We start from the raw sequence: 12,548 nt of genomic DNA, 5'->3' as shown, positions 1-12,548 counted from the left end.
TAACGCGGCTACTCGTCATGCGTGGAGCCTGCGGCGCGAAACCGTTCTTCGAATTCGCGCCGCAGGCTGCGCCGCGTCTCTGCCGCGCGCAGGCGGCGTTCTCGTATTTCACTAACCGGCGTATAAGGAGGCACATTGGTCGGGCGTCCCTCCGCATCGACGGCGACCATCGTGAAGTAGCAGGAATTGGTGTGCCGCCGCTCGCCGGTCCGGATATTCTCCGCTTCGACCCTTATGCCGACTTCCATGGAGGTCCGTCCGGCATAGTTGATCGAAGCGCGAAAGGTGACGAGTTCACCAACATGGATCGGCTGACGGAAGACGACCTGATCGACCGACAACGTCACCGCATATTCCTGCGAATATCGTGAGGCACAGGAATAGGCGACCCGGTCCAGGAGATTGAGGAGCGCCCCGCCATGGACCTTGCCGCTGAAATTCGCCATGTCGGGCGTCATCAGCACGACCATCTCGAGTTGGCTCGTGTCGTGACTGTCTTCCATGCTCAACCTCCAACTCCATTTGCCGCAGCGCCGAACTCGGAACACGCGGTGCCTGCAACCCGGCGGCTCAATGTAGGCGAGATTGATAAAGCGGGATAGGTCGTCAACGAGCGGAAATGCCGTTTGCGCCAGGCGCACGCGCTCTGGTGGGCATTACCCCGAAATCAACGGTTCCGCTCGGCCAGCCTGTCATGAACAAAGGCCTTGGCGTCGCTGACCGCAGTGACCAGATCGTCGCCCGAGGCCAGCCGCGCCGCAATCGCGCTCGCCAGCATGCAGCCGGTCCCGCGCATCGAGGCGGCAAGGCGAGGGGCCCCGAAGCACTGAACGGCGTGGCCCGCCTGAACGAGCACATCGACGGATTGAAGCCCGTCGCCATGACCACCCTTGACGAGGACCGCCTGCACGCCTGCGGCGACCAGACGTCGTGCCTGAGCGATTGCATCCTCTGTCGGTGCGCCTCCAGCAGGAGCCGTGAGATGCGAAAGCTCCGGCAGGTTTGGCGTAATGAGCGCGCATTGGCGAAACAGCCGATGCAACGAGGCTTTCGCGTTCGGGGCGAGCAATACGCTGCCCGATGTGGATGCAAGAACCGGATCGAGCACCACGGGAATATCCGGATGGTCCGTGAGAACCGAAGCGACGGCCGTGATCGTCGCGGCTGATGCCAGCATACCGATCTTGATCGCATCGACTTGGTTGGCTGTAAGCGCCGCACGCATCTGCTGGGCGACACGCTCTGCCGGAATGTCATCGACATGCTGAACGCCGCGATGGGTCTGGACCGTGACCGCGGTCACGGCCGCCGAGGCCTTCACACCAAACGCGGCCAGCGTCTCGATGTCACGGACGATGCCGGCGCCGCCCGAGGAATCCGAGCCAGCGACGACAAGCACATGCGGCCTCTTCTTCATCGCTCGCTCTTCATCGAAATTGCGCCGTCCGCTCGATCCATTCTCGCGTCCGCGCTTCCGGATCCGCATTGAGAGTGATGTCGGTGACGACGGCGGCACTGTCGGCGCCATGGGCAAAGACACTGTCGATACGCTCGGTGTTGATCCCGCCGATGGCGACGAGCGGCAGCTCGCCGATTCGTGCCTTCCAGTTGCGCAGCCTGTCGATACCCTGCGGTGCCCATTTCATCTTCTTCAGGGTCGTCGGCCAGACCGGACCGAGCGCCACATAGTCCGGCGCTGCTGCGAGCGCGGTTTCCAGCTCCGTCTCGTCATGGGTCGAGAGCCCGAGTTTGAGGCCACCGGCGCGGATCGCGGCGAGATCGGCCACGGCAAGATCCTCCTGGCCGAGATGGACGAATTCGCAACCTTCGTCGATCGCCAGTTGCCAGTAGTCGTTGACGATGAGCTGGCAGCCATGCGCCGCGCAGATCGCTTTCGCGCGGCGGATGTCTTCTCGCAGGTCCGTCTCCGCGCAATCCTTCATGCGCAGTTGCACCAGTTTCACGCCGAGCGGCACCAGGCGGTCGATCCAGTCGGCGCTGTCGACGATTAGATAAAAGGGATCGAGCTTCATGAAAACACCGCCTTGCCGATGATCGGCGTTGAGGGCACCGCCATGTCGCGCGGTTCCAGCATGCCCGCCTGGAACGCAATACGGCCTGCGTCAATCGCTCCGGCGAAAGCCGCCGCCATCGCCGCAGGATCAGTGGCGCCGGCGACGGCGGTGTTGAGCAGCACGGCGTCAAAGCCGAATTCCATGACAGTGGCAGCATGGGAAGGACGGCCAATGCCGGCATCGACGATCAGCGGGGTGTCTGGAAAATGCGCGCGCATGCTGCGCAGCGCTGGCGGGCTTAAAGGCCCCATGGCCGAACCGATCGGCGCACACCAGGGCATCAGTACCCCGCACCCTGCTTCCAGCAACCGCTCCGCCACGACCAGATCGTCGGTCGTATAAGGAAAGACCTTGAACCCTTCGCCGTTCAGGATGCGCGCGGCTTCGACCAGCGCGAACACATCAGGCTGCAGCGTGTCATGATTGCCGATCACCTCGAGCTTGATCCAGTCGGTGGCGAAGACGTCACGCGCCATTTTCGCCGTGAGGACAGCCTCGGAGACGGTGTGGCAGCCGGCGGTGTTGGGCAAGACCTTTACGCCGAGCGTGCGGATCAACTCGAAGAAGGCGCCACCCGTGCGGCTGCCGGCCGTTTCGCGGCGCAAAGAGACGGTGACGATATCGGTCTTCGATGCGCGGACAGCGTCGGCGAGGATGGCGGGCGATGGGTAACGCGCGGTTCCGAGCAGCAAGCGGGAGGCAACCGAGGTACCATAGAGTTCAGGCATGATCAGCCTCCCTGCATCGGCGAGAGGATTTCGATGCGGTCTCGGTCGGAAAGGACGAAGCCCGGGCGGTCCTCGCGATGCACCAGTTCGCCGTTGACCGCTGTCGCCAGCCAATCGCCTTCGTAGTCGAGCGAGACCAGGAGCTCTGAAAGAACGGAAATGTCTGTTTGATGGTCTTCGCCGTTGATGGTCAGTTTCATCGGTTTGCTCCAGTCTGAAGTGGAATGGCGTTCACGCGTTCGGGCACATGAAGCGCCGACGCGGCGCCGACGGGCATCTGCCCGATGTCTCCGCGCCAGTCGCCGCTGAGGTGGGCTGCAACCTCCCTTGCGATGGAAGGCGCCAGCAGAAATCCGTGGCGGTAAAAGCCGTTGACGCGGATGGTACTGCCATCAATCTCAAAACGTGGCAGATTGTCCGGATAGGCGGGACGCACGCCGGCCCCGGTTTCGATCACCCGAGCCTCGCTGAAGGCCGGGTGAAGCGCGTAGGCCGCATTCAGGAGTTCCATCAGCGACCGGGCGCTGATCGGCCCGGGATCGTCACTCTCGATCATCGTTGCCCCGACCATGAAACGCCTGTCGCCACGCGGCACGATGTAAAGCGGAATCCGTGGATGCAACAACCGGACCGGACGCGACAGCCTCACCTCCGGCGTTTCCAGCATCAACATCTCTCCCCGCACGCCGCGCAGTTTCGCCGCTTGGCCGATGGCGCATGACCCGGTGCAATCGACGACACGGTCGAACCCGGCATCCGGAAAATCCGGCGCCGCTCCGAAATGGAACCGCACGCCGATCGCCTGCAGCCTGTCGTGGAGAGCAGCGATTGCCCGTCGCGGATCGAGATGCGCTTCATCCCGGAAAAACAGTGCCTTGCGGAACCGCCCGGCAAGGTCCGGTTCAAGCGCCGTTATTTCATCCGCATCCAGCCAGTCGAACGCGCAGGTGCGGGCCGCGAAGCGGGAAAGCTCGCCGGTGTCGCGCGGCGGCGCGACAACCAGCGTGCCTTTGCGAATGACATGGCCAGGCAGCGTGGCGTCCCACCAGTCGGCTGCAGTGCGCCCGAGCGTCAGGACGGTGTCAGGCGCACTTTCCCTTTCGCACCACGGCGCCAGCATGCCGCCGGCGAACCATGAGGCCCCGCCGCCGGCGCGCGCCGCCGTCTCTGCGATCTCGACATGGATCGCTCTTGCCCGCAACTCGTGGGCGAGCGTGAGGCCGGCAACGCCGGCCCCCCTGATCAGCACGCGCATGGCTATTCTCCCGCGGGCGGAATGCTCCCATCGGTACCAAGCGGCATATAGAGGTCGCCGCCTGCCTGGAACTTCGCGGCCATCGCTTCCAGCCCCTCCTTCTGCGCCTCGGCTCGGATGTCGTGCGATATCCTCATGGAGCAGAATTTCGGGCCGCACATCGAGCAGAAATGCGCGACCTTGTGCGCTTCCTTCGGCAGGGTCTCGTCGTGGAAGGAGCGCGCCGTTTCCGGATCGAGCGAGAGGTTGAACTGGTCTTCCCAGCGGAACTCGAAACGGGCCCGCGAAAGCGCGTCGTCGCGCAACTGGGCTGCCGGATGCCCCTTGGCAAGGTCGGCTGCGTGGGCGGCGATCTTGTAGGTGATGACGCCGACTTTGACGTCGTTGCGGTCGGGCAGGCCAAGATGCTCCTTCGGCGTGACGTAGCAGAGCATGGCCGTGCCGAACCAGCCGATCATGGCAGCACCGATGCCCGAGGTGATGTGATCGTAGCCTGGCGCGATGTCGGTCGTCAGCGGTCCGAGCGTATAGAACGGGGCCTCGCCGCAGACTTCCAGCTGCTTGTCCATGTTCTCCTTGATCTTGTGCATCGGCACGTGGCCGGGGCCTTCGATCATCACCTGGCAATCCTTCGCCCAGGCGATCTGCGTCAGTTCGCCCAGCGTCTCCAGTTCCGCGAACTGCGCGGCGTCATTGGCATCGGCAATCGAGCCGGGACGCAGGCCATCGCCGAGCGAGAAGGAGACGTCATAGGCCCGGCAGATGTCGCAGATTTCCTCGAAATGCTCGTAAAGGAAGCTCTCCTTGTGGTGATGCAGACACCACTTGGCCATGATCGAACCGCCGCGTGAGACGATGCCGGTGACGCGGTTGACGGTGAGCGGAATGTAGTGAAGCCGCACGCCGGCGTGGATGGTGAAATAGTCGACGCCCTGCTCGGCCTGCTCGATCAGCGTGTCGCGGAAGACCTCCCAGCTGAGATCCTCGGCAATTCCGCTCACCTTTTCCAGCGCCTGATAGAGTGGCACCGTGCCGATCGGCACCGGCGAATTGCGGATGATCCACTCGCGGATGTTGTGGATGTTGCGGCCGGTTGACAGGTCCATGACGGTATCGGCACCCCAGCGGGTCGCCCACACCATCTTCTCGACTTCCTCGGCCATCGATGAGGTGACGGCGGAATTGCCGATATTGGCATTGATCTTCACCAGGAAGTTGCGGCCGATGATCATCGGTTCGGATTCGGGGTGATTGATGTTTGCGGGGATGACTGCTCGCCCGCGCGCAACTTCCTCGCGCACGAACTCGGCTGTGACGTGATCCGGAATGCGGGCACCGAAACTTTCGCCGTCGCGAACAAGAGCCTCCTTCGCGGCCTTGCGCCCGAGGTTTTCGCGGATGGCGATATATTCCATCTCCGGGGTGATGATCCCGGCCCGTGCATAGGCAAGCTGGGTGACGGCCTTGCCGTCCTTGGCCTTGAGCGGCCGGTTGCGGATGGGAAATTCCGGCGTCAGCCGTTCGCCGGTGGCAAAGCCGTTGTCTTCGGGCTTGACATGCCGGCCTTCATACGCCTCGACGTCTCCACGCGCCGTCACCCAGGCCTGGCGCAGTCGCGGCAGCCCGGTGTCGATCGAAACGATGAGGTCGGAATCAGTGTAGGGGCCGGAGGAGTCATAGACGATGACGGGCGGTTCGCCCGACGTTGGATGAAGCGCGATCTCCCGCATCGGCACGCGGATTTCTGGATGCAGATCGCCCGGAACATGGACTTTGCGGGAGGCAGGCAGTGGGCCCGTGGTGACAGTCGGAGTGAGGTTTTTTGCGGCAATATTCATGGTTGAGGCTCCAAATTTTAGGTTGGAGACCCAGTCCTTTAGAGCCGGAATGATGGAAAGACGCTGACACGAATCCGCAAACGGATATCGAGTCGTGGCAGCGCTTGCACCGTCCCTACGCCAGTATGAACTGGATCAGGTTCAACGGGTCACTGCGCTGCTTGAGGGTGGCAAGACCACCTTTCGCGCCAGCAGAATCTCAGCCCCTTGTCGGGACCCCCCTGGTGAATGCGGCCAGTAAGGCATGGTTCGCCAAGGTGCGTCAAGAGCAATTGGCTGTTCTGCGGCGCGTCAGGATCGCTGCCATCTTTGGAAACCGAAGGTCCGGAAACGCCAAGGTTTTGATCCTGGGCAGAAAATCCATGGGGACATTGTGCCGATGGCGGCGATGAACAGGCCAAGGATACAAGACTTGGCCTCGACAGTGTCGCTGCGGCAAATTATCTATAAAAAATGACCTCGATCAGCGAAGACACGATTGCCAGCCGCATCAGCCGCATCCTTGCAGACAGGATCGTGACCGGACAACTGGATCCGGGCACGAAGCTGCGGCAGGATCATATTGCCGAGGAGTTCGGAACGAGCCATGTGCCCGTGCGCGAAGCGTTCCGACGGCTGGAGGCGCAAGGGCTGGCGGTCAGCGAGCCGCGCCGTGGCGTGCGGGTCGCGTCCTTTGATCTTGAGGAGGTCCGCGAAGTCGCGCAAATGCGCGCAGCACTCGAGGTGCTGGCGCTTCGCCACGCAGCACCGCACCTCACGCCATCGATCCTCGATCTCGCCGAATTGGCGACGGTCGCTGGCGACAATTCCCGCGACGTTCGATCCTGGGAGGAGGCGAACCGGCGTTTTCATAGCCTGATCCTCGCGCCCTGTGGCATGCCGCGCCTGCTTGCCGCGATCAACGATCTGCATGCCGCCAGCGCCCGCTTCCTGTTCGCCAGCTGGCGCTCGGAATGGGAAGTCCGTACCGACCATGACCATCGCGCGATCCTGACGTTTCTGCGTCAGGGCAATGTCGAGAACGCCGCCGCCGTTCTCGAACGCCACGTGCAATGGATCGGGCAAAAACCCGTCCGGAATGCCTCCGGAACGACGCGCGACGTCTTCGCGATCGTCGGCTGACGGCTGCCTCGGCCAATGTCCTGACCGGTTTATCTGGCCGATGCGTGTCCAACTTCGCGCCGTGCCGTCGTCCTGAGCTCTCGCATTGGTTGATGTTTTATACACCCTCAACGAAAGGGCGCTTGCGTCTGATTGCGCTGCAATAAATTATAGATAATATCAGGTCTTATCTATAGTGAGCTTGCAGGCAGGCGCGACAAGAGGGAATCGATCGAAAATGTTGCAAGGAAACACAGCCGCAGACCGCGCTGAGACACCCGTTGTCACCCAGGCGGAGTCGATGTCTCTCGCTCAGGCGAAAATTATCTATAATTCTCCGTTCAACGATCTGTTGTTCCGGGCGCAGACAGTTCACCGGGCGAATTTCGATCCCAACGCCGTGCAGATGAGCCGGTTGCTGTCGATCAAGACCGGCGGCTGCGCCGAGGATTGCGGCTATTGCAGCCAGTCGGCGCATTCTCCGACAGGCCTCAAGGCGTCCAAGCTGATGATGGTCGAAAAGGTTGTCGCCGAAGCGCGCAAGGCCAAGGCCGAAGGGGCCACCCGCTATTGCATGGGCGCCGCCTGGCGCAGTCCGAAGGACCGTGACATGGAAACGCTGGTCGCGATGGTCGCAAGCGTCAAGGCGCTCGGCATGGAAACCTGCATGACGCTCGGCATGCTATCGCCTCCCCAGGCCGGCGCGCTGGCCGAGGCTGGCCTCGACTATTACAACCACAATATCGATACGTCGGAAGAATTCTATTCTGAAATCATTACCACCCGCACGTTCGCCGACCGGCTGGAGACGCTCTCCAATGTGCGCGAGGCAGGCATGAAGGTTTGCGCCGGCGGCATTCTCGGCATGGGCGAGACGACGGACGACCGCATCTCCATGCTGGTGACCCTCGCCACTCTGCCGGAGCCGCCCGAAAGCGTGCCGATCAACATGCTGATCCCAATCCCAGGCTCCAGGCTCGCCGATGCAGAGCCGGTCGATCCGATCGAATTTGTCAGGACCATCGCGCTTGCCCGCATCCTGATGCCGCGTTCCCATGTACGGCTGTCGGCCGGGCGCACGCAGATGAGTGACGAAATGCAGGCGCTCTGTTTCTTCGCCGGCGCGAATTCGATCTTTGCCGGCGATACACTGCTCACCACCGAAAATCCAGGCGAGGACCATGACACGGCACTCTTCCGCCGTCTCGGTTTGAAGCCGATGGAGCTGGAGCCGGCTGAATGACGCCGACGCGGCTCGCGCGTCATGAAGCGACGCTGGCGGGGTTGGAGCGAAAGGAAAGGCTCCGGACCCTGATGGCGCGCGACGGGGTCGATTTCAGTTCGAACGACTATCTAGGCTTCGCCGGTTCGACGCGCCTGGCGACGGCGGTCACTGCCGCGCTTCAGCGCAATGTGCCCGTCGGTGCCGGCGGCTCGCGCCTGTTGCGCGGCAACCACCCGGAACACGAGGCGCTGGAGGCGGAGGCTGCTGCCTTTTTCGGGGCCGAGCGCGTCCTTTATTTTAGCACCGGCTATGCCGCCAACGCGGCGCTTTTCTCAACCTTGCCACAGCGCGGCGATCTTATCGTGCATGACGCGCTGGTGCATGCCAGCGCGCACGAGGGAATAAAGGCGAGCCGGGCACAGGCGGTGCCGGCAGCGCACAACGATGTCGCGGCGTTCGAAGAGGCGATCATCCGCTGGCGGCAGGGCGGCGGTACCGGCCATCCTTGGATCGCCGTCGAAAGCCTCTATTCGATGGACGGCGACCGCGCACCACTCGCTGCGCTTGCAGCACTTGCCGAAAGGCATGACGGATTTCTGGTGATCGACGAGGCGCATGCGACCGGCGTCTTCGGCACCAGTGGCCGTGGTCTGGCCGCTGATCTTGAGAACCGGAGGAATGTTATCGTGCTGCACACGTGCGGCAAGGCGCTTGGGGTCTCCGGTGCGCTGCTCGGGGCGAGCACAACGCTCTGCGACTATCTGGTCAACCGGGCGCGCGGCTTCATCTATTCGACCGCGCCGTCGCCGCTGATGGCAGCGACCGTGCGTGAAGCGCTGCGAATGCTCGTGGATGAACCCCAGCGGCGCGCGGATTTCGACGCGCTGCGCGCCTTTGCCAACACGGAACTTGCCGCAAAGCTCGGGGTGGCGGGCAGCGGCTCGCAGATCCTGCCTGTGCTGATCGGCGACAATGGCCAGGCAGTGCGGATTGCCGCACGCATGCGGGCCGAAGGCTTCGACATCCGGGCCATTCGCCCGCCGACCGTTCCTGAAGGCACGGCACGGCTCAGGATCGCGATCACGCTCAACGTCGACATGCCGACGATTACACGCATGTTCACCCGGCTGGCGGCGATCATGGGAGAGGAGAAGCTGTGATGCGCTTCGTCGTGACCGGCACGGATACGGGCATCGGCAAGACAGTTTTTTCGGCGGCGCTGGCTGCTGCACTCGGCGCCGCTTACTGGAAACCGATCCAAGCCGGGCTCGACGAAGAGACGGACTGCCAGACCGTCAGCCGGCTCGGGCGTCTTCCTTCCGAACGCATTCTACCGGAAGCCTACCGGCTCCGGACACCCGCGTCGCCGCATCTTGCGGCGCGGCTCGACCAGGTGACGATCGAGCCTGAGATGCTGACGCCGCCCGCGACAGGCGCCCCGCTCATCATCGAGGGCGCCGGCGGCCTGTTGGTGCCGCTGACGGAAAGCCAAGTGTTCGCCGATGTCTTTGCGCGCTGGCGCATCCCCGTCATTCTCTGCGCACGCACGGGGCTCGGCACGATCAACCACACGCTGCTGTCGCTCGAAGCGCTGCGCAGCCGCTCGATTCCGGTGTTCGGCATCGCCTTTATCGGCGAAGAGATGGCCGAAACGCAGCGGATCATCGCCGCGATGGGACAGGTGCGGGTGCTCGGCCGTCTGCCGTTGCTTGATCCGCTGACGCCTGAGCGGTTGCAGTGGGCCTTTCGCGACCATTTCCCTCTTTCATCCTTCCAGGAGAGGACGGCATGAACTCACCCGTCTGGCACCCCTTCACCCAGCACGGGCTGGAACCGTCGATGAAGCGCATCGTACAAACGGATGGCGCCTGCCTGATCGAGGAAGACGGCTCGCGTATCCTCGATGCCATATCCTCCTGGTGGGTCATTACCCATGGTCACCGCCACCCCGTGATCATGAAGGCAATTCAGGCGGCATGCGAGAACTACGACCAGATCATCTTCGCCGAATACACCCATGAGCCCGCCGAGGACCTGGCGCGGGGGCTGATCGAGATCGCGCCCGCGGGGCTTGCGCATGTGTTCTATTCCGACAGCGGCTCGACCTGCGTCGAAGTCGCGCTGAAAATGGCGCTTGGTTTCTTCCATAATTCCGGCACGCCGCGCCGTCGCATCTGCGTCATGGAAAACGGCTATCACGGTGACACAATCGGCACGATGTCGGCCGGCGAACGCGGCGTCTTCAACCAGGCCTACGAGCCACTGCTGTTCGGCGTCGATCGCCTGCCGTTCCCGGCGCCCGGGCGCGAACAGGAAACGCTCGACGCTTTTGAACTTTTCTGCGCGACCGGTCAGGTGGCCGCGCTGCTGATCGAGCCGCTCATTCTCGGCGCCGGCGGCATGCGCACCTATCCGGCATCCGTCCTCACTGAGTTGAAGCGGATCGCTGAAAGGCATGGCGCCCTGATGATCGCCGACGAAGTGATGACCGGCTGGGGGCGCGCAGGCAGCCTGTTTGCCTGCGAGCAAGCGGGCGTGACGCCTGATATCCTGTGCACTTCCAAGGGGCTGACCGGCGGTGCGCTGCCGCTCGCGGCCACGCTCTGCACGGCCGAAATATTCGACGCGCACCTCTCGACGGATCGCCGCCGGACGTTTTTCCATTCGAGTTCCTATACCGCCAATCCGATCGCCTGCGCCGCCGCGGTTGCCAATCTGGCGGTCTGGAACAAGGAGCCGGTGCGCGAGCGGATCGGCGCGCTCGAGCGGATGCAATGGGAGCGGCTGCAGCGCTTCGAAGACGATCCGCGCTTCGTCAACGTTCGCCAAGTCGGCACGATCACCGCTCTTGATCTCGAGGTGTCGACGGGCGGCTATCTTTCTGAGGTTGGACCGCGGCTCAGGGCCTTCTTTCGCGACCGAAAACTGCTGATCCGGCCGTTGGGAAACGTGATCTATCTGATGCCACCTTATTGTGTCGCCGCCGCTGAGCTCGACCGGGCCTATGACGCGATCGACGAAGCGGCAGCGTGTTTTGCGGCGGGCCGGCTGTGATGGGCGCACGTTCGTCCCGCCTTGCCGGGTTTGGCCATTGCGTTCCGGCGCGGCGCGTCGAAAATGCCGAGATCGAAGAGAGGCTCGGCCTCGATCCGGGCTGGATCGAGCGCCGGACCGGCATCAGGGCACGGCATTGGGCGGAGCCCGGCGATACGCTGTCTGGCCTTGCGGCGAGGGCCGGAGATGTGGCACTCAAAAATGCCGGCATCGCCCGGGCCGATATCGCGCTCACGCTTCTTGCCACATCGACGCCCGATCATCTGCTGCCGCCTTCCGCGCCACTACTTGCCCATCGTCTCGGCCTTGCCAATTCCGGCGCGATCGATCTTGCCGGCGCCTGTTCCGGCTTTCTCTATGCGCTGACGCTCGCCGACGGCTTTGTCCGCGCGCAGGGTCGGCCGGTGCTGGTCGTTGCGGCCAACATACTGAGCCGCCGCATCAACCCCGCTGAACGGGCAAGCGCCGTGCTGTTCGCTGATGCAGCTGGCGCTGTCGTCCTGATGCCGTCTGAGGATGAGCAAACGGGGATTCTCGGCGTCGATCTCGCTTCCGATGGCAGCCGTTACGACCTGATCTCGATCCCGGCAGGAGGAAGCAACAGGCCCTTCGCGGCGGACGTGGCGGCGAGTGAATGCCTGATGACGATGCGTGACGGGCGGGAGATGTTCGCGCAGGCGGTCGAATTGATGGGGCACTGTGCCGAACGCGCTCTTGAACAGGCAGGGCTTTGCCCGGCGGATATCAGCCGCTTTGTTCCGCACCAGGCCAATGCACGTATTTTCGATGCAGTTTGCAGCCATCTCCGCATCGAACCGGAAAAGACCGTTCGTACGATCATGGACTATGGAAACTCCTCGGCCGCAACGATCCCGCTTTCCCTTTCGCTTGCCCATCAGGCTGCGCCTTTTGCCGCCGGCGAAAAACTGCTGCTGACTGCGGCGGGCGCGGGGCTGACGGGCGGTGCCTGCGTGATCGGGATGTAGCAGAGCCCCCGTTGGTGAAGCGGATCCACTAATTGCCAACGGTTCACTCTGACCGCCAATGGGCCCATCGCGGCCCCAAATGCCTACGATCCGGAAGCAACGGGCCCATTTGCGGACCATGGCGACTGCCTTCGACCCGGATAGTAGAAAAACCCGCCCACCGAACCCTTGATGGCGACGAAAAAGGGACTGCCCAAACTCGCCTTTATCTGAGACAATCGGGCGGGGAGGATCGCCCCTCGTGGCTCGCCACAGAGGACTATCTCGAAACAGTATCCCGTTGAAG

Annotated in this window: 13 protein-coding genes and 1 riboswitch; of the genes, 6 read left to right on the top strand and 7 right to left on the bottom strand. The window is 63.1% G+C overall.

The window, feature by feature from the left end:
* Positions 1–8 precede the first annotated feature (8 nt).
* From WI754_RS30125 to thiC, 7 genes are all read right to left on the bottom strand, one after another.
* Positions 9–503, bottom strand: a complete 495-nt coding sequence (locus WI754_RS30125) for an acyl-CoA thioesterase (protein WP_341486343.1) — start codon at positions 501–503, stop codon at positions 9–11.
* 164 nt (positions 504–667) lie between these two features.
* The gene (locus WI754_RS30120) at positions 668–1,417 is read right to left on the bottom strand and encodes a hydroxymethylpyrimidine/phosphomethylpyrimidine kinase (RefSeq protein ID WP_341486342.1); all 750 of its coding nucleotides are present in this window, start codon (positions 1,415–1,417) and stop codon (positions 668–670) included.
* A gap of 10 nt (positions 1,418–1,427) precedes the next feature.
* Positions 1,428–2,033: a thiamine phosphate synthase gene (locus WI754_RS30115; protein WP_341486341.1), complete on the bottom strand. Its 606-nt coding sequence runs from the start codon at positions 2,031–2,033 to the stop codon at positions 1,428–1,430.
* The gene (locus tag WI754_RS30110) at positions 2,030–2,803 is read right to left on the bottom strand and encodes a thiazole synthase (RefSeq protein WP_341486340.1); all 774 of its coding nucleotides are present in this window, start codon (positions 2,801–2,803) and stop codon (positions 2,030–2,032) included. Before WI754_RS30110 ends, WI754_RS30115 begins: the two co-directional genes overlap by 4 nt.
* 2 nt (positions 2,804–2,805) lie before the next feature.
* On the bottom strand, positions 2,806–3,003 hold the full coding sequence (thiS, locus tag WI754_RS30105; protein WP_341486339.1) for a sulfur carrier protein ThiS: 198 nt from the start codon (positions 3,001–3,003) through the stop codon (positions 2,806–2,808).
* Positions 3,000–4,058, bottom strand: a complete 1,059-nt coding sequence (gene thiO / locus WI754_RS30100) for a glycine oxidase ThiO (protein WP_341486338.1) — start codon at positions 4,056–4,058, stop codon at positions 3,000–3,002. The genes thiS and thiO overlap by 4 nt, the downstream gene beginning before the upstream one ends.
* A gap of 2 nt (positions 4,059–4,060) precedes the next feature.
* Complete coding sequence (gene thiC / locus WI754_RS30095; protein WP_341486337.1) at positions 4,061–5,896, bottom strand: phosphomethylpyrimidine synthase ThiC; 1,836 nt, start codon at positions 5,894–5,896, stop codon at positions 4,061–4,063.
* 94 nt (positions 5,897–5,990) lie between these two features.
* Positions 5,991–6,129, bottom strand: a riboswitch (TPP riboswitch).
* Positions 6,130–6,349: 220 nt separating this feature from the next.
* Here thiC and WI754_RS30090 point away from each other — a divergent pair.
* The 6 genes from WI754_RS30090 (at position 6,350) to WI754_RS30065 (ending at position 12,262) form a co-directional block, all read left to right on the top strand.
* A complete protein-coding gene (locus WI754_RS30090; RefSeq protein ID WP_341486336.1) occupies positions 6,350–7,018 on the top strand; it encodes a GntR family transcriptional regulator in 669 nt (222 codons plus the stop codon).
* A gap of 280 nt (positions 7,019–7,298) precedes the next feature.
* Positions 7,299–8,240, top strand: a complete 942-nt coding sequence (gene bioB, locus WI754_RS30085) for a biotin synthase BioB (protein ID WP_341486335.1) — start codon at positions 7,299–7,301, stop codon at positions 8,238–8,240.
* Entirely contained in the window at positions 8,237–9,382 is a 1,146-nt protein-coding gene (locus WI754_RS30080; RefSeq protein ID WP_341486334.1) for an 8-amino-7-oxononanoate synthase, read from the top strand. The genes bioB and WI754_RS30080 overlap by 4 nt, the downstream gene beginning before the upstream one ends.
* Positions 9,382–10,014, top strand: a complete 633-nt coding sequence (gene bioD / locus WI754_RS30075) for a dethiobiotin synthase (protein WP_341486611.1) — start codon at positions 9,382–9,384, stop codon at positions 10,012–10,014. Before WI754_RS30080 ends, bioD begins: the two co-directional genes overlap by 1 nt.
* Complete coding sequence (locus tag WI754_RS30070; protein WP_341486333.1) at positions 10,011–11,276, top strand: adenosylmethionine--8-amino-7-oxononanoate transaminase; 1,266 nt, start codon at positions 10,011–10,013, stop codon at positions 11,274–11,276. Before bioD ends, WI754_RS30070 begins: the two co-directional genes overlap by 4 nt.
* Positions 11,276–12,262 (top strand): beta-ketoacyl-ACP synthase III, encoded by a 987-nt coding sequence (locus WI754_RS30065; protein ID WP_341486332.1) that lies wholly within the window; start codon positions 11,276–11,278, stop codon positions 12,260–12,262. The genes WI754_RS30070 and WI754_RS30065 overlap by 1 nt, the downstream gene beginning before the upstream one ends.
* The last annotated feature ends 286 nt before the right edge of the window (positions 12,263–12,548 follow it).

It is taken from the genome of Pararhizobium sp. A13 (assembly GCF_040126305.1).
In the GTDB taxonomy this organism is placed as follows: Bacteria; Pseudomonadota; Alphaproteobacteria; order Rhizobiales; family Rhizobiaceae; genus Pararhizobium.
This window is presented reverse-complemented; position numbering and strand designations above follow the sequence as displayed.

What these genes read in the sequence shown, in the direction of transcription:
- thiO (WP_341486338.1), bottom strand. Translation starts at nt 4,058, where the DNA reads ATGCGCGTGCTGATCAGGGGGGCCGGCGTTGCCGGCCTCACGCTCGCC.
- WI754_RS30110 (WP_341486340.1), bottom strand. Translation starts at nt 2,803, where the DNA reads ATGCCTGAACTCTATGGTACCTCGGTTGCCTCCCGCTTGCTGCTCGGA.
- WI754_RS30070 (WP_341486333.1), top strand. Translation starts at nt 10,011, where the DNA reads ATGAACTCACCCGTCTGGCACCCCTTCACCCAGCACGGGCTGGAACCG.
- WI754_RS30080 (WP_341486334.1), top strand. Translation starts at nt 8,237, where the DNA reads ATGACGCCGACGCGGCTCGCGCGTCATGAAGCGACGCTGGCGGGGTTG.
- WI754_RS30115 (WP_341486341.1), bottom strand. Translation starts at nt 2,033, where the DNA reads ATGAAGCTCGATCCCTTTTATCTAATCGTCGACAGCGCCGACTGGATC.
- thiC (WP_341486337.1), bottom strand. Translation starts at nt 5,896, where the DNA reads ATGAATATTGCCGCAAAAAACCTCACTCCGACTGTCACCACGGGCCCA.
- WI754_RS30125 (WP_341486343.1), bottom strand. Translation starts at nt 503, where the DNA reads ATGGAAGACAGTCACGACACGAGCCAACTCGAGATGGTCGTGCTGATG.
- WI754_RS30065 (WP_341486332.1), top strand. Translation starts at nt 11,276, where the DNA reads ATGGGCGCACGTTCGTCCCGCCTTGCCGGGTTTGGCCATTGCGTTCCG.
- WI754_RS30090 (WP_341486336.1), top strand. Translation starts at nt 6,350, where the DNA reads ATGACCTCGATCAGCGAAGACACGATTGCCAGCCGCATCAGCCGCATC.
- bioD (WP_341486611.1), top strand. Translation starts at nt 9,382, where the DNA reads ATGCGCTTCGTCGTGACCGGCACGGATACGGGCATCGGCAAGACAGTT.
- thiS (WP_341486339.1), bottom strand. Translation starts at nt 3,003, where the DNA reads ATGAAACTGACCATCAACGGCGAAGACCATCAAACAGACATTTCCGTT.
- bioB (WP_341486335.1), top strand. Translation starts at nt 7,299, where the DNA reads ATGTCTCTCGCTCAGGCGAAAATTATCTATAATTCTCCGTTCAACGAT.
- WI754_RS30120 (WP_341486342.1), bottom strand. Translation starts at nt 1,417, where the DNA reads ATGAAGAAGAGGCCGCATGTGCTTGTCGTCGCTGGCTCGGATTCCTCG.